This is a genomic window from Geodermatophilus sp. SYSU D00079 (assembly GCF_054050635.1).
On sequence record NZ_JBJGZS010000002.1, the window covers coordinates 144,793 to 164,809 of the forward strand.

Genomic DNA, 20,017 nt, shown 5'->3' on the forward strand with positions numbered 1-20,017 from the left:
CAGGTCGCCGTCCCGAGCGCCCTCCCGTCGCCGCCCACGTCTGGTGGACGTCCCGTGGACGGCGTCGTGGTCACTGCCCCAGGGTCATGTCACGCGCCACGTACCGAACCGGTGAGCGTGGACGAGCGCGAGATCCCCTGCCGCACGGCCGGGATGACCTCGTCGCGGAACAACCGCAGGGAGGAGAGCACGGTGTCGACGTCGAGGGAGCCCCAGGCGAAGGCGCCGGCCACGTAGTTCACCTCGCCGACCGTCACCGCCTCGGCCACCTGGCCGGCGACGGTCTCCGGCGAGCCGACGAACAGCTTGCGGTCGGCCATCAGTTGGTCGAAGTCGACCGGCCGGGAGTGCTTTTCGCTGCCGTGCAGGCGCCACAGGTGCGTGAAGCTCGCGTAGTGGTCCGCGAAGGCCCGGCGCGCGATCGCGGTGGCTTCGTCATCGGTCGGCGCCACGAAGACGTGCCGGAGCATGCCGAACCGCGGGATCCGGCCGGGCAGGCTGTAGCGGACACCCCCGTGGGCCGCGGACTCCCTGTAGCGGGAGAAGAAGACCCGGCTCTGCTCGCCGACGACCTCCAGCGGCGGGGAGGCGAAGCCGAATCCGAACAGGACGTTGTAGCCCTCGTCGCCCAGCCGGGGGATCGAGGCGAGGTTGGACGTCGGGTACCACAGCGGCGGGTGCGGTCGCTGGTACACCCGCACGTGCAGCTCGATCGGGTCCTGTGTAGCCGCGCCGGCGGCCGGGCGCCGGAACCGTCCCGTCTCCATCGCCTCGACGATGGCGGGGAGCACGGCCTCGAACCGTTCAGCGGTCTCCGGCGGAGTCAGTCCGTACATGGCCGCCTCGATGGGGGAGGAGCCCTTCCCCACACCGACGTCCAGCCGGCCGTGGCTGAGCTGGTCCAGCATGCAGATCTCCTGGACCAGCCGCAGGGGGTCGTAGAGCGGCACGATGAAGGTGGTGGGCGCCAGCCGGACGCGCTCGGTCGCGCGCGCGGCGGCGGCGAGGAACACCGACGGGGACGGGGCCAGCCCCAGCGGCGTGCCGTGGTGCTCGGCGAGGTGGTAGGTGCTGAAACCGCTCTGGTCGGCCTCCGCGAGGACGCGCAGCCGGGCGTCGTAGAGCTCCGCCGTCGGCACGCCGGGGACGGCATCCAGCCAGTCGAACAGGCCGAACTGCAGGTCGTGCGGGTCGTTCCGGACGGCAGCCTCTGCGGACATCGTCGTCATCGCCCTTCTCGGTGTGGTGGCGCCCGGCGTGGAGGGACCGATCGCCAGGTGTGTCGACCCGCTCGTCCGGTCGTGGGGCGGGGCCGGTGACCGGTCCGTCAGCCGACAGCGTCGGAGACGTCGTCGGACGGCGGCTTCGGCTCACTCAGGTGGGACTCCCAGTCCGCCCCGACCGCGTCCTTCAACTGCTCCACGAGTTCGAGGCCGCGCTGGGCCCACTCGATCTCGGCCTGCGCGCGTCCGATGAGGCCGCTGTACACGTGGGTCTTGTAGGCCACGATGGCGTCGTGGGCGCTCTCGGGTGCTCGCCGCAACCGTTCCCGCATCAGGACCGTGTTCCGCCGCCGCAGGTCCTCGGCGTGGGCTGACCACTGCTGCTCCAGCCGCTGGTAGTGCCGCAGGTGCTCCTCGAACTGCGCGCGTGCCGCCTCGAAGGAGGCGTACTCCAGGTACGTCGCCTTGAGGTAGGCGGCGTTCCGCTCCAGCACCGGGGCCTGGACGTCCTCGAGCCAGCGCTGCAGATCGGCGCAACCGGCCGGCGTGATCGAGTACGTCCGCTTGGTGCCCCGGCTGCCTCGGGGAGTGGACACGGCCTCCACGAGGCCCTCGTCCTCCAAGCGCTTGAGCTCGGGGTAGATCTGCGGGTGCGAGGCGTGCCACACCGAGGAGACCGACGCGTCGAAGTGCTTCGCCAGCTCGTATCCGGTCATGGGGCGTACCTCGACCAGGGCCAGCAGCGCGTGACGGAGCGACAAGACCCGACTCCTCTCCTGCCCAGCGTGACCGATCCGCGTGGAGCCCGGCCCCAGCGACGCTAGCGCAACGCCGGTCCATCTAGAACCACTTAGTAAGAATTTATGTCAGCGTTGACATGCTTGTGTGACCGTCGTTACGTTCCTCGGCGTCGTGCTGCCGGTGCTCGGGACGTCCGCGAGCGACGGTCCTGCGACCCGGCGGAGGCCTCAGGCAGGCGGATCCGGCGGCTGCTCCAGGGCAGTGCTCCGTCTCGCACTGCCCGGGCGCCCGGCACAGGGGCGCCGTGAACGCACCGAACCCCGGCCCGACCGGCCACACATCTTGAGGAGTCGGCAATGCGCAAGGCGCTCACAGTTCTCGGGGCAGCGATGGTCGTCGTGGTGGCCGCGTGTGGCACCGGAGAGGAGTCGACCCCGACTGATGAAGGCGGGTCCGGGCTGCAGGACGTGACCGTGGGCGTCAGCACGGTCGTCGACGTGGCCCCGGTCTACCTCGGGATCAGCGAGGGGATCTTCGAGGAGCACGGGCTCGAGGTGACGCCCCAGACCACCTCCGGTGGCGGTGCCGCGCTCCTGCCGCTCGTGCTCAACGGCGAGGTGCAGTTCGCCTACGGCAACGTGGTCTCGCTGCTGGTGGCACGCGAGGAGGGCCTCGACGTGCGAGCCGTCACCCACGGCAGCTCGTCGCCGGGCCGCCAGGCCGGCACGGGCCTGATCCTGGTGGGCGGGGACAGCCCCATCCAGGACGCTGCCGATCTCGAGGGCAGGACGGTCGCGGTCAACTCGCTCGCCAGCCTGACAGAGGTCATGGTCCACGCGGCCATCGAGCGGGCCGGCGGTGACCCCGCGAAGGTCACCCTCGTCGAGCTCCCCGTGAGTGACATGATCCCTGCGCTCGAACGCGGTGAGGTCGACGCCATCACCGAGTACGAGCCCTTCGGGACGATCGCGAAGCAGGCCGGTGCGCGACCGATCGCCTACACCTTCGACCTGACGGAGACCGACACCCTCATCGCCTCCTACTTCACCAGCGGGACGCTCGCCGAGCAGGACCCCGAACTCGTGGAGACCTTCCGGGCCGCCATGAACGAGGCCCTGGACTTCGCGGAGGACCACCCCGATGCGGTCCGGGAGGCCGTGGACTCCTACATGGAGCTCGACCCCGCGGTCACGGCCGAGCTCACCCTGCCCGGCTTCGGATCGGACTTCGACCAGGACGCCCTCCGGGAGATTGCCGACATCGCGCGGGAGCGAGGGCTGCTCGAGGAGGACCCCCAGGTCGAGCAGCTGCTCGTCGAGGACCAGTGACGGTGACCACCTACCAGGACACCGCGGTCCCGGCGCAGGTCGAGGAGGGGTGGATCGAGGCCGGCGGCATCGCCACGCGCTACCTGGAAGCCGGGTCGCGTGCCGCTGAGCCGGTCGTCCTCCTCCACGACGGGACCTGGGGCGGGGCCAGTTCGGTCACCTGGTCGAACGTCGTCGCCGACCTGGCGGAGGAGTTCCACGTCCTGGCCCCCGACACGCTGGGGTTCGGGGGCACGGACAAGGTCGTCTACGTCGACCGTGCCCAGTACGGCCCCCGCATGCGTCACCTGGCGGCGTTCCTGCGCGCCAAGCAGGTGGAAGGCCCGGTCCACCTCGTGGGCAGCTCCTTCGGTGGGTCGCTCGCGCTGCGCATCTTGGGGGAGCGCTTCCTCGACCTGGCGTCCGTGGTGAGCATCTGCGGCACGGGTGGCCCGTGGCGCACGGTGCTGTCGCGAGCGGAACTGGGCCGGTGGGCCGGCACGGAGGCCGACCTGCGGCGCATCGTCGACCTGCTGATCGATCCGACCGATCGTTACGAGGCGCAGGTCGCCGAGCGGCTGGCATGGGCGTCCGACCCCGGCCACTACCGGGCGCTCGCCGCCGTGTCCGCTCCGGTCCCCGAACCCCTCGTGCGGGACCGGGAGGACGACGGGTGGCCGGGCCGGCTCGTCGGGGCCACGACTCCGGTCCTGCTGGTCCGTGGATCCCGAGACCCCCTGCTGGAGCCGGACTGGCACGAGCGACTGACCGCGGTCCTGCCGCACGCGCAGGTGCGGACGCTGGACTGCAAGCACGCGCCGCACATCGACCACCCCGACCTGCTCATGCCGGTGCTCACCGAGTTCCTGCGCTCGTGCCGCCACCCGGGAGCCGGCGCCGGGAGCTGAGTCCGGGCGGCCCTCGACGTGCACCGCCGGCCGGCTGCTCGTGCGCCACCCACGGAAGAGAGGTGTTCCTCAGATGGCGATCGCCAACAGCACGAGGGGGCTCGACGGTGCGGTCGACGCCGAGACCCTGACCGAGTACCTGAAGGACGCACACCTGCCGAGCCTCATCCCCGCACTGGCGTTCGCCACGGGGGACCTGTCCCTGCTGCGTGAGGAGTTCCGACCGGGTTCTGTCTCGGCGGCCGTGGGTCTGGGGGTCGAGGAGGACCTCTCGTGGGAGATCCAGGTCGCGGCCCGGGAGATGTGCGCGGAGGCCATCCTGCGATCCCGTCAGCAGTCCGGCACCGCGGCGGACGGGCTGAGCGACGCCGACGTCAGCCGGATCATGGAGTACATGGTCGGGCCGGTCCCCGAGGGTTACCTGCCCGTGCTGCTCCACCAACTCGGCCACCCCAAGGACGTGAGTGCGCCGACGTGGACCAAGCAGGAGCTCGCCCCCGAGCGCCCGTTCCGCGTCGCCGTCATCGGGGCGGGGATGTCGGGGCTGGCGACCGCTCACCGGCTCACGCAGGCCGGCATCCCCTTCGTGGTCTTCGAGCGGCAGTCCGAACTCGGCGGCGTGTGGACGGCGAACGACTATCCCGGGTGCCGTCTCGACACGAGCAACTTCGCCTACAGCTACTCCTTCTACCAACAGGGTGACTGGAAGGACAACTACTCCCGGCGAGAGGAGATCTGGGACTACCTCAAGCGCTGTGCCCGGGACCTCGGGCTCCTGGAGGACATCCGGTTCCGCACCGAAGTGGTGTCGGCGCGGTGGGACGACGACACGAGCACGTGGGCGGTCCGGGTCCGCACGGACGGGCAACCGGTGGAGGAGCTCCGGTTCCAGGCCGTCATCAGCGCCGTCGGCCAGCTGAGCGAACCGAACATCCCCACCATCGAGGGGCTCGACCTCTTCGAGGGCGCCACCTGGCACACGGCGGAGTGGGACAAGGACGTCGACCTGAGAGGGAAGCGGGTCGCGGTCGTGGGCACCGGCGCCAGCGCCTTCCAGGTGATCCCGAAGGTCGCCGAGGTGGCCGAGTCGGTCACCGTGTTCCAGCGGACGCCTCCGTGGGTGGTGCCCAGCCCGGGGTACAACAGTCCACTGCCCACGGGTCAGGCGTGGCTGTTCGCGCACGTGCCGCACTACCACCGGTGGTTCCGCGTCTACCAGTTCTTCACCAGCATCGACAGCCGGCGGCCGTACGCCGTCGTCGATCCGGAGTGGGACCACCCGGTGTCGGTGTCGGCGAAGAACGAGGCGCTCCGGCAGGGCCTGCTCGCCCATCTCGAGCGTTCGCTCGGGGATCGTCCGGACGTGCTGGCCAAGGTCACGCCCGCCTACCCGCCGTACGCCAAACGGATGCTGCGGGACGACGGCCTGTGGATGGAGACCCTCAAGCGGGACGACGTCCACATCGTCACCGAGGGCATCGCGCGGGCCACTCCCCACGGACTCCAGACCGTGGACGGCACTGTCCACGAGGTGGACGTCATCGTCTTCGGCACGGGCTTCCGGGCGTCGGACTTCCTCTCCTCGATCAGCGTGACCGGCCGCAACGGCATCGACCTGCACGAGCAGTGGGGCGGTGACGCGCGCGCCTACTACGGGATCAGCGTGCCTGACTTCCCGAACCTCTTCTGCTTGTACGGGCCCAACACGAACCTGATCGCCAACGGCAGTCTGGTCATGTTCTCGGAGGCGGCGATCGACTACGTCCTCGAGTGCATCCGCATGCTCTTCGACGAAGGGCGGGACGCCATCCAGGTGGACCGGCGCGCGTTCGAGGAGTTCAACGAGCGCATCGATGCCGCCTGCCGCTCGATGGCCTATGGACTGTCATCCGTGAACAGCTGGTACAAGAACGCGACCGGCCGCGTCTCGCAGAACTGGCCGCTACACAGTCTCGAGTACTGGAAGGGCACCCACCACCTCGACCGGGAGGACTTCGAGCTCCTGTAGTCGGCCTGCCCCGAGGACCGCAACGGCCGTGGCGGCCCCTACGCACGTGAGGACCCGACGTGAGCATCCTGATCATCATGGCCTGTGAGCGCTAGGGGCCGGCCGCTCGTCGGCCGGAGCTCGTGGTCCGGGAGACCCTCGCGACGACACCCGTCCGAGGAAGCTCTGCTCCGGGGGACTGCGGCGTGATCCCTAGAGACGGTCGACGGGCGGCGATCGCGGTGGGGACGTCGGGGGGAGCGGCCGTCCGGAGGACCCGGGACCTCAGTGCGGGGCTGCTCGTCCCGCTGTGCCTGGGTGCGGTGCTGAACCCGGTCAACTCCACGATGATCGCGACCGCGCTGTCGCCGATCGGGCGGGAGTTCGGCGTCGGCGCGGCGGCGACGTCGTGGCTGATCTCGGTCATGTACCTGGCCAGCGCCATCGGTCAGCCGGTCGCCGGTCGGCTCGCCGACCAGTTCGGCCCGCGGCGGGTGTTCCTCGCCGGCAGCCTGCTCGTCGCGGTCGCCGGAGTCGTCGGTGCCCTGGGGCCGACCTTCGGGTGGGTCGTGGCCGCCCGTGCCGTCGTCGGCCTCGGCACAGGGGCGCTCTACCCCGCCGCCGTCACCATGGTGCGGGAGCAGGCCGACCGGTTGGGGATCCAGGTGCCCGCCAGGGCCCTCGGTCTGCTGAACACCACCGGCCTGGTGACCCTTGCGGTCGGCCCCCCGCTGGGTGGGGTCCTGGTGGACACGGTCGGGTGGCGGGCGGTGTTCGCGATCAACGTCCCCCTGGGCCTCCTCGTGACGGCGCTCGCGCTGCGACACCTGCCGCGGTCGCGCCGACGGGAGAGGCAGGTCGCCGCCTGGCGGTTGCTGGACCTGCCCGGTGTCGCACTGTTCAGCGGGGCGGTGACACTGATGCTCCTCGTGCTCACCGAACTGCCCCGCCCCCGGTGGTACCTCGCCTCAGGGCTCGCGGTCTGTGTCGTGCTGCTCGTGGTCGTCGAACTCCGGTCCCGTGTCCCGTTCCTCGACGTCCGGATGCTGGGCCGCAACCCGGCGCTGGTCGTGACCTATCTGCGGGTGGCCCTGACCTTCGTCGTCGTCTACGGCGTGCTCTTCGGGTTCACGCCGTGGCTGCAGGAGAGCCGAGGGTTGTCAGCGAGCACGGCCGGGTCCGTCCTCCTGGGCATGTCCGCCGTCGGCGCACTCGTGTCCCTCTTCGGGGCACGCGGTCAGCGCCCACTGTGGCCATTGCTCGTCTCCGCCGTGGGACTCCTGGCCGGGAGCCTGGCCATGACGGTCCTCGGCTCGGCCACCCCGATCGCCGTCCTGGCGTGCGTGGCCGCCGTCTTCGGCTTGCCCAACGGGATGGGATTGGTCGCGAACCAGGTCGTCGTCTACCGGGTGGCCCCCGCCGAGCAGGTGGGCGCAGCGACCGGGCTCTTCCGCACCGCGCAGTACACCGGGGCGATGCTGGCCACGAGCATCACCGGCCTCGCCTACGCGCGTGAGGTGGGTGACACCGGACTGCACGCCATGGGGTGGGCCTTCATCGCCGCCGGCTTCGTGCTCCTGGTCGTCACCGTGGCCGACCCCACTCTCCGTTGCCGCAGGTGAGGGCGTCGAATCCGCATGGCCAGCTTGGAAGGCGGAGTCTTGTGACCTTGTCTGTGCTGGTCAGCGGCCTATTTCGACCTCCGGGCGAGGGCTCCTGACCCACATGTGACCCAGCGATCGGGCGTGACCCACGCATGACCCACCGCGCCGGAACCCTGCTAGTCGGTCCGGTCCGGATCGTCATCCGATGACTCGCTGGCTGCACCCAGCATGGCGTCGAGGGCACGGGCGATCTCGACGTCGCGGTCGTCGGCGGCGTGCTGGAGGTAGTCGCCCTACAGGTCGGCGAAGAATTCAGGCACTACGACAGGGCGGGACTCAACTCCGAGACCGTGCTCATAAAGCAGGTCACACAGGGTCTCTCCGTCGATGAGATCGATGGGAGCTCCTCCTCGCCGCGCCTCGTCTCTAGCGCGGGCGGTGAAGACGCTTGTAGTGATGAAGAAGCCCTTGTCGCCACGGTGAGCCATCGCACCACGGAACTCGCGAATCTTGTTGGGTTGGATGGGGTGGTCAATCTTGTAGCGCTTGGCTTGGAAGAACACCGGGAAGCTCAGGAGGGAGACTTGAAGGACCCCGGTGCCGTCAAGGCCTTCATCGTCGGAGAACCGGGTGACCTCGACGTCACGACAACCGAGCGAGCGCAGTAGTCGCGCGCACAAGCGCTCGAAGCCATCTGGCGACATTGATGTCAGTATCGTCAGGAGCTCGGCGCGCCAGGACTCGCTGGCCTGCTCGGCGAGTTCGTCGCCATCGCGATCGTCCCTCTCCGAAGCGATGGTAAGGGACTTGCGGCGGCGCCTCGCCTCATTGTGAGCGGTTCGATTGGCAGTGACGACCGCATCTCGGCCCTGTGCGAGCAACTCGCGGCCGCGTGACGTGATCGACCAGACCCCACGGCTGGAGTTTTCCAAGGCGCCCATCAGCTTCAAGGCACTCAGTCCCCAGCCGATACGGTCCAGGGCGACGCTTCGTCCCGCGCTCCGCCCCGCGGGGTAAGTGACACCCAGCTGGTTGTCGCTGAGCCCCACTCGCTGAGCGACCTTGTCCTTGACCTCGATTCGCCCCAGCGAACCGCCAGCACTCGAGATGACCTCAAGTGTTGGGGTCAATAAGTCCTCCTTCGTCGGCAGGTCATGCTCGGTCATGCGATCTTGCTGGGCTCATCCCGGAGAGAGTCGCGCCCTCCCGCGGCGCGCTCCTGCGACAACGGGTCGTGCTCTCGGTACCTACTCGTCACAATCCCGGAGTGTCGCACCTTCGCCTTGAAGACTTCACGGCCTGTGCGCTCAGACTGACCCGCTGCCGGCCCGGCTGACGATCTCGGCTCTACGCGCAGCTCGGGCAGAACTGCTCCCTGTTGAGGTGTCGAAGCCGAGGGCCTGCGGAAGGAGTCCCTGAGGCCGTGCCAGGACATGTCACGACGATCGAACAAGGAATGCCCAAACGGCCTTCCGTCCGGATGGCTTGGCAGGGTGCTCGCCAGCCCGTATCGAGCCGTGCTGCGTGACCCACTCATGACCCACGCAGCGGAGAACAGGGGTCATGAAAGGGTTCAAACGGCCACTTCGGAGGCTCCGCCAGAGCGTCTCCAGAAGGCCAGCAGGCCGGTTGAACTGCGGAAACGCGTGGAGCGGGTGACCGGGATCGAACCGGCATGGCCAGCTTGGAAGGCTGGGGCTCTACCATTGAGCTACACCCGCGGAACTGCGTGAGAGCACGTGTGGGCGAACCCGTTCTCTCGACGTGGAGAAGCCCGGCGGTGGAGATCCCCCGGGCTTCCAGTCCGGGACGAGGGTAGCGCGCGGCGGATCCGGAGTCGCAGCGGCGTGTCACCGGGCCCGGTGCGCCGTCCGGAGCCGACGTGCTGGTCAGCCCGTTCCGCGCGGTAGCCGCACGGGAGCCCCGAGCCCGGCGACGGCCTCGATCAGCGGAACGGGTAGGTCGGCGTCCGGATCGCCGTTCGGCGGGGGACCGCCCGCGGTGATCCAGTCCGCCAGGGCACCGGCCCGCGGCGCCTCGTGGAGACCGGCGAGCCACACCGTGCGGCTCGACCGGCCTGTCGCCCCGTCACGGTGGGCCACCGCGGCGACGGCGGCGAGCCCGCAGGGCCCGAGGCAGCCGGCGGTCACGAGGACGGCTCCGGGGGTGCACCGCACGGTCTGCTGCAGCTCCCCGACACTGCGCTGCGTCCCCGCGAGTGCCCGCAGTGCCGAGCACCGCTGCCCGACGCACAGGGCCAGCAGCGGGCCGCCGGGGTCGGGAGTCGCTGCGGGGGACGCCGTGCGCGGCGCGGCGGCACGGCGGGTCATCGCACGCGCCTCCGTCCGGCGGCCCCGCGGAGGAGGGTCGGTACGCGTGGGGGCCGCGAGCTGCGTGGTTGGGGGGTCGTCACCGGTCAGCCCCTCCGTCGGGCGCCGTAGCGCTGGTGGAAGCGCTCGACCCGGCTGGCGGTGTCGAGGACCCGCTGGTTGCCGGTCCGGAAGGGGTGCGATGACGCGCTGGTGTCGACCACCACGAGCGGGAGGGTCTCGCCGTCCAGCTCGATGGTCCGGTCGGTGGCCACCGTGGACCGGGTCCGGTAGGGAACGCCGCTGGCGGCGTCGCGGAAGGCGACCGTGCGGTACTGGGGGTGGATGTCCGGGCGCATCAGGAGCGCTCCTCTCGGTCGGTCACGTGCGTGCTGCTGTCGTCGGCGGGGCTGGATGCCTCGCACGGGTCCTCGTGCCAGGTGCCGAAGGGGTCGGGGTACCGGCGCCACGCCTCCGGGCCGGCCGCCCACTCCTCGTCGGTGAGGACGGCGGCGTGCAGGGCCGCGGTGATCGCCAGCGCCGGCTGCCGGTGGGTGAGGACGACGAGCTCGGTGTGCCGGTCGCCGTGGACCGGGTCCCAGCGCAGCGCGGCGGCCACCCGTCGCTGCGGCTCGACGGCGTCCCAGGCGTCGTCGTCCAGCGTGGCCAGCCACGGGCCGGCGTCCCCGACCCGCAGCCCCGGACCGGCGGACTCGAGCCACCCGGTGCGGTCGTGCTGGCTGGCCAGCCACAGCCGGCCGCGGCTGCACACCACGCCGTCGAGGAGGACGGCGAGGGCGTCGTGCAGGCGCGCCGGGTGCAGTGGTCGGTCCGGACTGAAGCGGACCAGCTGGACGCCGCAGTCCTCCCCGAGCGGTGGTCCGCCGGCCAGCAGGGGGTCGTGCGGGGAGGAGACCCGCCCGCGGCGCGCTCCGGGTCCCAGGGCCGCGAGCAGCCGGTCGGGGTGCACGTGGACGTCGGCGCGTGGGGCCACCGGGGCCAGGCGGTCGAGCACGGCGTCGAGCCGGGCACCGGCCCAGGCGTCGGTGGGCGGGCCGGCCAGGACCACGGCGTCGGCGAAGGCGACGTGCCCCAGCGCGACCTGGGCGAGGGTGCGGTCGTCGTCCGCGGTGGCGGCCAGCCCGCGGTCGTCGAGGCCGTCCCCGCTCGTGACGTCGTCCAGCCAGCTCGCGGCCTCGACCGCCGCGAGGACGCCGTCCACGCGCACCCAGTCGCCGGCGGTCTCCGGCAGGCCCTCCGGCTCGTCCAGGAGGACGTTGGCCACTGACCAGCACAGGTGCTCGGGTTCGAGGGCCGGGTCCAGGCGCAGGACGACGCGGGCCACGTCCCCCCGCCGGGCCAGTGTGCGCACCAGCGGCAACAGGTCCGAGCGCAGCGTGCAGGACAGGCAGCCGTGGGCCAGCTCGATCGCGGTGGAGCGCTCGACGAGGGCGTCCCCGCGGCGGTGCCGCTCCGACCGGACGACGACGCCCTGTGCCAGTCGGCTCACGTCGTGGTGCACGACCACGGTGCCGGGCTGGGTGAGGAGTGCCTCGCCGACCCGGGCGTTGATCCGCCGGTGCAGGCCGGTGACGAGCACGAGGGGCGTTCGGGAGTCGGTCATGCCGACACACTAGTCGGTAACGACAATCATTTTCACCATGTGGACGGACGGCGTCGCCGGAACCGGCCGACCGGTGACGACGTGCGCCGCAGACCCGCGCGGTGCGGAAACGGCTGGTGGCTGGTGGCTGCGCTCGTGCCCGACGGTGCGTGCAGACCCGTCGCCGATCTCGCCCCGACGGCCCGCCGGGCATGAGAGGGTGACCGCCGGCTGAAAACGATGTTCAACAACGGGGGAGTGCATGCCCGAGTCCGCGACGTCCGCGCAGGCCCGTGGCCGTGCGGCCTCGCCCGCCGACCGGGCCGCGAAGCTGCCGACCTCCCGGGACTTCCTGATCGGACTGCTGGCCCAGATGCTGCTCATCCGGTGGCTGTGGCCGGACCTGTTCGACATCCCGGAGCTGCAGGCCTGGGCGACCGTCTTCGTCGCGGTGTGCCTCCAGGCGCTGCCGTTCCTGGTGGTCGGGGTGCTGCTGTCCGCAGCCATCAGCGCCTTCGTCCCGCCGTCGTTCTTCGAGCGGGCCCTGCCCCGGCGGCCGGCGCTGGCCGTACCGGTGGCCGGACTGAGCGGTGCGGTCCTGCCCGGCTGCGAGTGTGCCTCCGTGCCGGTCGCCGGGAGCCTGGTGCGCCGCGGGGTCGCGCCGGCGGCGGCGCTGGCGTTCCTGCTGTCGGCTCCGGCGATCAACCCGGTGGTGCTCGTCGCGACCGCGGTGGCCTTCCCCGACGAGCCGCTCATGGCCGCCGCCCGCTTCGCCGCCTCCCTGCTGGTGGCCCTCGTCATGGGCTGGCTGTGGACCGCCTACGGCCGGGGCGAGTGGCTGCGGCTGCCTCGCCGCTCCGCCGGTCGTCCGGGTGCCGGCCGGCTCGAGGTCTTCCGCGAGGCCGCACAGCACGACCTCCTGCACGCCGGCGGTTTCCTGGTCGTCGGCGGACTCACCGCCGCGACCCTCAACGTCGCCGTCCCCCGGTCGTGGCTGGAGTCGATCGGGGACTCCCCGGTGCTGTCGGTCCTCGTGCTGGCGGTCCTCGCGGTCGTCCTGGCGATCTGCTCGGAGGCCGACGCCTTCGTGGCCGCGAGCCTGACCTCCTTCAGCCTCACCTCGCGGCTGGTCTTCCTCGTCGTGGGGCCGGTCGTGGACGTGAAGCTGATCGCGCTCCAGTCGGGGACCTTCGGGCGCCGGTTCGCGCTGCGGTTCGCGCCGGTGACCTTCGCGGTCGCCGTCCTCTCGGCGCTCGCCGTCGCCTGGGTCGTGTGGTGAGGAGCGGGCCGTGGACCGGATGACCCAGTTCGCGGTGCTCCTCCTCCTGGGAGGCGTCACCCTCAGCGTCGCGCTCGGCGACGCCCACCTCGCCTACGTCCAGCCGGGCTTCCGGCCGCTGCTCCTGCTCGCCGCCGGTGTCCTGCTCCTCCTCGGCCTCGTCGGCGTCGTCCGCGCGCGCTCGCACCGCGACGCGGCGGCCGGTGGAACGGCAGGGCACGACCACGGCCACGCCGCCCCCCGCGTGGCATGGCTGCTGCTCTTGCCCGTGGCGGTGGTGCTGCTGGTCGCCCCGCCCGCACTCGGCTCCTTCACCGCGGCGCGCCAGGCCCAGCAGATCGAGGCGCCGACCCGACCGCCCGCGGGCGGGATCGGTCAGGACGACCCCGGCGAGGACCACCGCACGATGACCCTGCTCGACTACTCGCACCACGCGCTCGCCGTCGACACCAGCGCCCTCGAGGGCCGGCTCGTCCGGCTCACCGGCTTCGTCACGCCGCGCGACGGCGGTGGCTGGTACGTCTCCCGCATCGCGATCAGCTGCTGCGCGGCCGACGCCGTCGCGTTCACCGTCGTGGTCGACGCCCCGCAGGGCGACCTGGCCGCCGACCAGTGGGTCGAGGTCATCGGCTCGTGGGCGCCGCCGCAGCCCCACCCCGGCGGCGGCTACCCCGAGGCGGCGATCTCCCCGCGCTCGGTGACCACCATCGACGCTCCGTCGAACACCTACCAGGGCTGAGTCGACGGAGGGGGCGTGATCCTCCGCGCGGTCGGCGCGCGATCATGGGGGAGTGGCCAGGGCGACCCGTCAACGAGATGCCGTGCGCACCATCTTCTCCACGCTCGACGGCTTCCACAGCATCCAGGACGTGCACGCCCGGCTCCGGGACGCCGGTGACGCCATCGGGCTGACGACGGTCTACCGGGCGGTGCAGTCCCTCGCCGGGGACGGGGAGCTGGACTCCATCCGGACCGACTCCGGGGAGGCCCTCTACCGCCGGTGCAGCACCGGTCACCACCACCACCTCGTCTGCCGGGTGTGCGGGCGCACCGTCGAGGTGGCCGGGCCGGCGGTGGAGCGGTGGGCGAGCCGGGTCGCCGGCGAGCACGGCTTCGTCGACCTCAGCCACACCCTGGAGATCTTCGGCACCTGCGCCGAGTGCCACCGGGCCTCCCGGAGGAGCGGCGAGGGGGAGGCCCAGGCCGCGGACGGCGGCTGAACCCGGGGGCCTGTGCCGTCCCGGCTCCCGCCCAGGCGCCCGCACCGGGCGTGCGGCCACCTAGACTCGGTCCGCCACGGGGTGTGGCGCAGCTTGGTAGCGCACCCGCTTTGGGAGCGGGGGGCCGTGGGTTCAAATCCCGCCACCCCGACCAGGGGTGCCGTGCGGGTCCCCCGCCCGCCGCCCCGGCCGTTCCCGCGACGTCTCTATGCTCGTGGGTCGACACCCGGCGCCGTCGAACCGGCCCGGCGACCGTCCCTGTCTTTCGATCGAGGAGCACTGCCGCTGTGAAGAGCACCATCGAGGAACTGGGCCCCACGCGGGTCCGGATGGCGATCGAGGTGCCGTGGGGGGACCTGGACCACGCCTTCGGTGAGGTCTACAAGGAGCTCGGCCGCCAGGTGCGCGTGCCCGGCTTCCGCCCCGGCAAGGTGCCCAACCGGGTGCTCGACCAGCGCATCGGCCGGCCGGTCGTCCTGGAGCAGGTCGTCCAGCACGCCATCCCGGAGGTCTACTCCGAGGTCGTCCGCGAGAACCAGGTCCGCGTGCTCGGCCAGCCCGACATCGAGGTCACCCGCCTCGACGACAACGACACCCTGGCCTTCACCGCCGAGGTCGACGTCGCCCCCAAGGTCGAGCTGCCCTCGCTCGACGAGCTGTCCGTGACCGTCGACGACGTCGAGGTCACCGACGAGGAGATCGACCAGCAGATCTCGGTCATGCGTGAGCGGTTCGCCATGCTCACCGCCGTCGACCGCGCGGTCCAGGACGGCGACTTCGTGTCCATCGACCTCGAGGCCAAGCTCAACGGCGAGGTGCTCGAGGACGGCTCGACCACCGGCATGTCCTACGAGGTCGGCACCGGCTCGCTGATGGAGGGCCTCGACGACGCCGTCCGCGGCCTGTCGGCGGACGAGTCGAAGACCTTCCAGACCGCGCTGCTCAACGGCCCCAACTCCGGCGAGCTGGCCGACGTCACCGTCACCGTCCGCTCGGTGAAGACCAAGGAGCTCCCGGAGCTCGACGACGAGTTCGCCTCGACCGCGAGCGAGTTCGACACCCTCGAGGAGCTCCGCGAGGACGTCCGCACCCGCCTGGCCCGCACCAAGGTCCTGCAGCAGGGCGCGCAGGCCCGCGACAAGCTGGTCGAGCACCTGCTCGAGGCCGTCGAGGTCCCGATCCCGGAGAACCTGGTCGAGCGCGAGATCGAGTGGCGCAACCGGACCATGGAGGGCCAGCTGCAGCAGGCCGGCATGGACTGGGACAGCTTCCTGCAGATGTCCGGTGTCGAGGACCGCGAGGCCTACGACGCCGACCAGCGCAAGAACATCGAGGAGGCGGTGCGGACCCAGTTCATCCTGGACGCGATCGCCGACGCCCGGGAGATCACCGTCGACAACGAGGACCTCTCGGCGCAGATCATGGCCCAGGCCCAGCGCAACCGGATGAGCCCCGAGCAGTACGCGCAGCAGCTGCAGCAGGGCGGCAACATCGCCGAGTTCGTGGCCGACGTGCGCCGCACCAAGGCCCTGGCCCAGCTGCTCGAGCAGACGACGATCACCGACGCCTCGGGCAACGTTGTCGACCTCGAGGGCCTGCGCCCCCGCACGGAGCAGGCCCCCGACGCCGACGCCGGGTCCGCGGAGGACGACGCCGCCGACGCCGCCACCGACGAGGCCGGCACCGCGGACGCCGGGGACGCTCCCAAGGCCTGACCCGCACCCGCACCGACGACCGACGCCGTCCCGCCCCGACCCGGGGAGGGGCGGCGTCGCTCGTTCCGGGACCGCCCGGGCGGGTCGCTGCGCCCACGGCGAACACCGCCCGCGCCGGGACTGCTCCCCGCGGCCTGCGCGTTAGGGTCGACGCAGAGCAGGCGCAGCGGGCTCCCCGGGCCCGCACCACCAGCCCCACCCACCGAGACCGACTGCCCGACAGTCCTACGGAGGTCACCACACCCGTGAGCACCAACCCGAACCTGGCGAGCGCGCCGCTGCTGCGTGCCGCCGCCGGGGGGATGAACCTCAACGACTCGGTCTACGAGCGTCTCCTGCGGGAGCGCATCATCTTCCTGGGCAGCCAGGTCGACGACGTCATCGCCAACCAGCTGGCCGCCCAGATGCTCCTGCTGTCCGCCGAGGACCCGAAGCAGGACATCCACCTGTACATCAACTCGCCCGGCGGCTCGGTCACCGCCGGCATGGCGATCTACGACACGATGCAGTTCATCGACTGCGACGTCGCCACCTACGGCATGGGCCTGGCCGCCTCGATGGGCCAGTTCCTGCTGACTGCGGGCACCAAGGGCAAGCGCTACGCCCTGCCGCACGCGCGGATCATGATGCACCAGCCGTCGGCCGGCGTCGGCGGCACCGCGTCGGACATCGCCATCCAGGCCGACCTGTTCCGCCGCACCAAGCGGGAGCTCAACGAGCTGCAGTCGCTGCACACCGGGCAGCCCATCGAGCAGATCGAGAAGGACTCCGACCGCGACCGCTGGTTCACCGCGCAGGAAGCCCTCGAGTACGGCTTCGTCGACCACGTGGTCAGCCGGGCCACCATGACCGACAGCGCCAACCCGGTCACCGACAACTGAGGGTCCGAGGAGAACGAGCATGAGCTTCCAGATGCCCTCCAGCCGGTACGTGCTGCCCTCCTTCGTGGAGCGCACGAGCTACGGCATGAAGGAGTCCAACCCCTACAACAAGCTCTTCGAGGAACGGATCATCTTCCTCGGGGTGCAGATCGACGACGCCTCGGCCAACGACGTGATGGCCCAGCTGATCACGCTCGAGTCGGCCGACCCCGACCGCGACATCACGATCTACATCAACTCGCCCGGTGGCTCGTTCACCTCGCTGATGGCGATCTACGACACGATGATGTTCGTCCGCCCCGACATCCAGACCGTCTGCATGGGCCAGGCCGCCTCCGCCGCCGCCGTCCTGCTGGCCGCCGGGACGCCGGGCAAGCGGCTGGCGCTGCCGTACTCGCGGGTGCTGATCCACCAGCCGTCGGGTGAGTCCGGCGGTCAGGTCTCCGACCTCGAGATCCACGCCGCGGAGATCCAGCGGGTGCGGTCGCAGATGGAGGAGATCCTCGCCCGCCACACCGGGCAGACCGTCGAGCAGGTCCGCACCGACATCGAGCGCGACAAGATCCTGACCGCCGACGAGGCCAAGGCCTACGGCATCGTCGACCAGGTCATCCAGAGCCGGAAGCTCAACGCACTGCCCAGCTGAGCTCGATCGGTACGGGTCGAGGGTGCGCGTGTCGCGCTCCCGACCCGTACCGTCGGGGGACGCGGGACGCATGTGGTCAGCAGCGACCCGGCCGGGCGAGTCATCGCCCGACCGGATCGGTGCAGGCAGGTACCGTCGGCGAGCGCCCGATCCCCGGCAGAGACAGCGCCGGGAGGAGAGCCTCGCGGAGTGCGGGGCCGTGTACGGGACATCAGCACCAGTTCACACGCAGGTACCTGAGACCAGGGCCTGATTCCCCGAGGTGGAGGTCAGCAGGTGGCACGAATCGGTGAGAGCGGTGACCTGCTCAAGTGCTCGTTCTGCGGCAAGAGCCAGAAGCAGGTCAAGAAGCTCATCGCTGGCCCCGGGGTCTACATCTGCGACGAGTGCATCGACCTCTGCAACGAGATCATCGAGGAAGAGCTCTCGGAGTCGTCGGACCTGAAGTTCGACGAGCTGCCGAAGCCCAAGGAGATCCACGACTTCCTCGAGCAGTACGTGATCGGCCAGGACAAGGCCAAGCGGACGCTCTCGGTGGCGGTCTACAACCACTACAAGCGGGTGCAGGCCGGCGGCGTCGGCGGGCGTGACGACTCGGTCGAGCTGGCCAAGTCCAACATCCTGCTCATGGGCCCCACCGGCTGCGGCAAGACGCACCTCGCCCAGACGCTGGCGCGGATGCTCAACGTCCCGTTCGCCATCGCCGACGCGACCGCCCTCACCGAGGCCGGGTACGTCGGTGAGGACGTCGAGAACATCCTCCTCAAGCTGATCCAGGCCGCCGACTACGACGTCAAGCGCGCCGAGACCGGGATCATCTACATCGACGAGGTCGACAAGATCGCCCGCAAGAGCGAGAACCCGTCGATCACCCGCGACGTCTCCGGTGAGGGCGTGCAGCAGGCGCTGCTGAAGATCCTCGAGGGGACGACGGCGTCGGTGCCGCCGCAGGGTGGCCGCAAGCACCCGCACCAGGAGTTCATCCAGATCGACACGACGAACGTGCTGTTCATCGTGGGCGGCGCCTTCGCCGGGCTGGAGAAGATCATCGAGCAGCGGGCCGGCAAGCAGGGCATCGGCTTCGGCTCGGAGATCCGCGGCAAGAAGGAGATCGAGGAGGCCAACGCCTTCGCCGAGGTCATGCCGGAGGACCTGCTGAAGTTCGGGATGATCCCCGAGTTCATCGGCCGGCTCCCGGTGATCACCAGCGTGCAGAAGCTGGACCGCGAGGCGCTGATCAACATCCTGACCGAGCCGAAGAACGCCCTGGTGCGCCAGTACCGCCGGCTGTTCGAGCTCGACGGGGTGGAGCTGGAGTTTACCGAGGACGCCCTCGAGGCCATCGCCGACCAGGCGATCCTGCGGGGCACCGGCGCCCGTGGCCTCCGGGCGATCATGGAGGAGGTCCTCCAGTCGGTCATGTACGACGTCCCCAGCCGGGACGACGTCGCCTCCGTGGTGATCACCAAGGAGGTCGTGCTGGAGCACGTCAACCCGACGATCGTGCCCCGCAAGCCGACCCGCGCCCCCCGCGAGAAGAGCGCCTGACCCGCCACCGCTCCGCCACGACGGCCCGTCTCCCCCGAGGGAGGCGGGCCGTCGCGCTCTCTCGACCCGGCGATGTGCAGTTGAGGCGCATCCAGGCGTCGAGAGACGCCGTGGGCGCACATCACCCGGCGCCGAGCTGGGCCCGTCGAGCTCGGCAGACCTCCACGATCTCCCGGCGACAGGCGTCGGGCTCGCGGGTGAGCCGGCGATGGCTGAACCGGAGGACGACCCAGCCCCGAGCGGCGAGAGCCGCATCGCGACGGATGTCCCGCTCACGATCGGCGGCGCTGCCGTGGAAGGCCGCACCGTCGAGTTCCACGGCCACCTTCAACTCGGGGACGGCCGCATCCAGGTGGACGGTGCCGAAGGGCAGGTCGACGGCGTGCTGCTGGACGAAGGGCGGTATGCCGGGCCCTCTCAGCACTTCGCGGACGCCCCAGATCTCCAGCTCGCTCTGGCAGCCCTGGGCGATCAGCTTGACCAACGTGTCGAGCTCCCGACGGCCTGGGAGACCCGGCCTGCGCGCAGCGTCGGACCGCAGCTCGCGGAGGCCCACCCGCCGGTCCCGGAGTGCCTCGATGACGGCTGCTCTGGCGCGGTCGACCGAGCGGCGGGTACCGGCCCGGCCGTGCGCCCATCCCCAGCTGTCCACCAGCGACCGGGCGAGGGGTGTGACGGGGAACCAGCCGATCCGGTCGGGAGCGAGGTCCCGCGCCCGGTGGACCACGAGCCCCCGACCGGACAGGGCCCGGCGTCCCGGTGGTACGGAGACGTGCACGGCGTCCTCGTCGGCGCCCGAGCGCACGCGCCACACCGTCAGGGCGGAGCCGTGGCTCAGGGTGCCGCCGGTGGCGAGCACGGCGCCGAGTGCCCGGGTCGGCCACTCGTCCCACGACCCGGGCAGCGCGACGACCCCGCGGTAGGGCCGCAGCAGGCGACCGGCCGCCACCCACCGCCCCACCGTGTGTCGGTCCACGTGGCCGGTGAGGTCCACGGCGCGGACCACGCCGTACGGGGCGAGCAGAGCCGTGAGGTCCCGGGGCACC

At 71.1% G+C, this 20,017-nt stretch carries 17 protein-coding genes and 2 tRNA genes; 12 read left to right on the forward strand and 7 right to left on the reverse strand.

The annotated features are described in order from the left end of the window. Positions 1-89: 89 nt before the first annotated feature. On the reverse strand, positions 90-1,220 hold the full coding sequence (locus tag ACI79E_RS02860; protein ID WP_456931038.1) for an LLM class flavin-dependent oxidoreductase: 1,131 nt from the start codon (positions 1,218-1,220) through the stop codon (positions 90-92). Positions 1,221-1,327: 107 nt separating this feature from the next. Next, positions 1,328-1,984 (reverse strand): PadR family transcriptional regulator, encoded by a 657-nt coding sequence (locus tag ACI79E_RS02865; protein WP_456931039.1) that lies wholly within the window; start codon positions 1,982-1,984, stop codon positions 1,328-1,330. A 336-nt stretch (positions 1,985-2,320) separates the two neighbouring features. On the opposite strand from ACI79E_RS02865, the gene ACI79E_RS02870 reads away from it, so the two are divergent. The 4 genes from ACI79E_RS02870 (at position 2,321) to ACI79E_RS02885 (ending at position 7,788) form a co-directional block, all read left to right on the forward strand. Next, entirely contained in the window at positions 2,321-3,292 is a 972-nt protein-coding gene (locus ACI79E_RS02870) for an ABC transporter substrate-binding protein (RefSeq protein ID WP_456931040.1), read from the forward strand. Between the two features lie 2 nt (positions 3,293-3,294). Continuing rightward, positions 3,295-4,179: an alpha/beta fold hydrolase gene (locus ACI79E_RS02875; protein ID WP_456931041.1), complete on the forward strand. Its 885-nt coding sequence runs from the start codon at positions 3,295-3,297 to the stop codon at positions 4,177-4,179. Between the two features lie 73 nt (positions 4,180-4,252). Next, entirely contained in the window at positions 4,253-6,187 is a 1,935-nt protein-coding gene (locus tag ACI79E_RS02880) for a flavin-containing monooxygenase (RefSeq protein ID WP_456931042.1), read from the forward strand. A gap of 185 nt (positions 6,188-6,372) precedes the next feature. Beyond that, positions 6,373-7,788 carry an MFS transporter gene (locus ACI79E_RS02885; RefSeq protein WP_456931043.1) on the forward strand — a complete coding sequence of 472 codons (1,416 nt, stop codon included), beginning with the start codon at positions 6,373-6,375 and terminating at the stop codon, positions 7,786-7,788. A 275-nt stretch (positions 7,789-8,063) separates the two neighbouring features. On the opposite strand, the gene ACI79E_RS02890 is transcribed toward ACI79E_RS02885, so the two are convergent. The 4 genes from ACI79E_RS02890 to mrf form a co-directional block, all read right to left on the reverse strand. Next, complete coding sequence (locus ACI79E_RS02890) at positions 8,064-8,936, reverse strand: restriction endonuclease (RefSeq protein ID WP_456931044.1); 873 nt, start codon at positions 8,934-8,936, stop codon at positions 8,064-8,066. A gap of 481 nt (positions 8,937-9,417) precedes the next feature. Continuing rightward, positions 9,418-9,491, reverse strand: a tRNA-Gly gene (locus ACI79E_RS02895). 695 nt (positions 9,492-10,186) lie between these two features. Further along, positions 10,187-10,438 carry a type B 50S ribosomal protein L31 gene (locus ACI79E_RS02900; RefSeq protein ID WP_456931045.1) on the reverse strand — a complete coding sequence of 84 codons (252 nt, stop codon included), beginning with the start codon at positions 10,436-10,438 and terminating at the stop codon, positions 10,187-10,189. After that, a complete protein-coding gene (mrf, locus tag ACI79E_RS02905; protein ID WP_456931046.1) occupies positions 10,438-11,703 on the reverse strand; it encodes a ribosome hibernation factor-recruiting GTPase MRF in 1,266 nt (421 codons plus the stop codon). Before mrf ends, ACI79E_RS02900 begins: the two co-directional genes overlap by 1 nt. Positions 11,704-11,944: 241 nt before the next feature. On the opposite strand from mrf, the gene ACI79E_RS02910 reads away from it, so the two are divergent. The 8 genes from ACI79E_RS02910 (at position 11,945) to clpX (ending at position 18,971) form a co-directional block, all read left to right on the forward strand. Continuing rightward, a complete protein-coding gene (locus ACI79E_RS02910) occupies positions 11,945-12,961 on the forward strand; it encodes a permease (RefSeq protein ID WP_456931047.1) in 1,017 nt (338 codons plus the stop codon). Between the two features lie 19 nt (positions 12,962-12,980). Continuing rightward, positions 12,981-13,700: a TIGR03943 family putative permease subunit gene (locus ACI79E_RS02915; protein WP_456931185.1), complete on the forward strand. Its 720-nt coding sequence runs from the start codon at positions 12,981-12,983 to the stop codon at positions 13,698-13,700. A gap of 52 nt (positions 13,701-13,752) precedes the next feature. Then, positions 13,753-14,181, forward strand: coding sequence for a Fur family transcriptional regulator (locus ACI79E_RS02920; RefSeq protein ID WP_456931048.1), 429 nt, complete (start codon positions 13,753-13,755; stop codon positions 14,179-14,181). A 77-nt stretch (positions 14,182-14,258) separates the two neighbouring features. Beyond that, positions 14,259-14,335: transfer RNA gene (locus ACI79E_RS02925), tRNA-Pro, on the forward strand. A 133-nt stretch (positions 14,336-14,468) separates the two neighbouring features. Next, a complete protein-coding gene (gene tig / locus ACI79E_RS02930) occupies positions 14,469-15,896 on the forward strand; it encodes a trigger factor (protein WP_456931049.1) in 1,428 nt (475 codons plus the stop codon). 245 nt (positions 15,897-16,141) lie between these two features. Then, positions 16,142-16,777 (forward strand): ATP-dependent Clp protease proteolytic subunit, encoded by a 636-nt coding sequence (locus ACI79E_RS02935; RefSeq protein WP_456922653.1) that lies wholly within the window; start codon positions 16,142-16,144, stop codon positions 16,775-16,777. A 19-nt stretch (positions 16,778-16,796) separates the two neighbouring features. Next, positions 16,797-17,423, forward strand: coding sequence for an ATP-dependent Clp protease proteolytic subunit (locus tag ACI79E_RS02940; protein ID WP_456931050.1), 627 nt, complete (start codon positions 16,797-16,799; stop codon positions 17,421-17,423). 276 nt (positions 17,424-17,699) lie between these two features. Continuing rightward, complete coding sequence (gene clpX / locus ACI79E_RS02945; protein ID WP_456922651.1) at positions 17,700-18,971, forward strand: ATP-dependent Clp protease ATP-binding subunit ClpX; 1,272 nt, start codon at positions 17,700-17,702, stop codon at positions 18,969-18,971. Between the two features lie 121 nt (positions 18,972-19,092). Here clpX and ACI79E_RS02950 read toward each other — a convergent pair whose 3' ends face one another. Continuing rightward, entirely contained in the window at positions 19,093-20,016 is a 924-nt protein-coding gene (locus ACI79E_RS02950) for a DUF559 domain-containing protein (protein ID WP_456931051.1), read from the reverse strand. Between the last annotated feature and the right edge of the window lies 1 nt (position 20,017).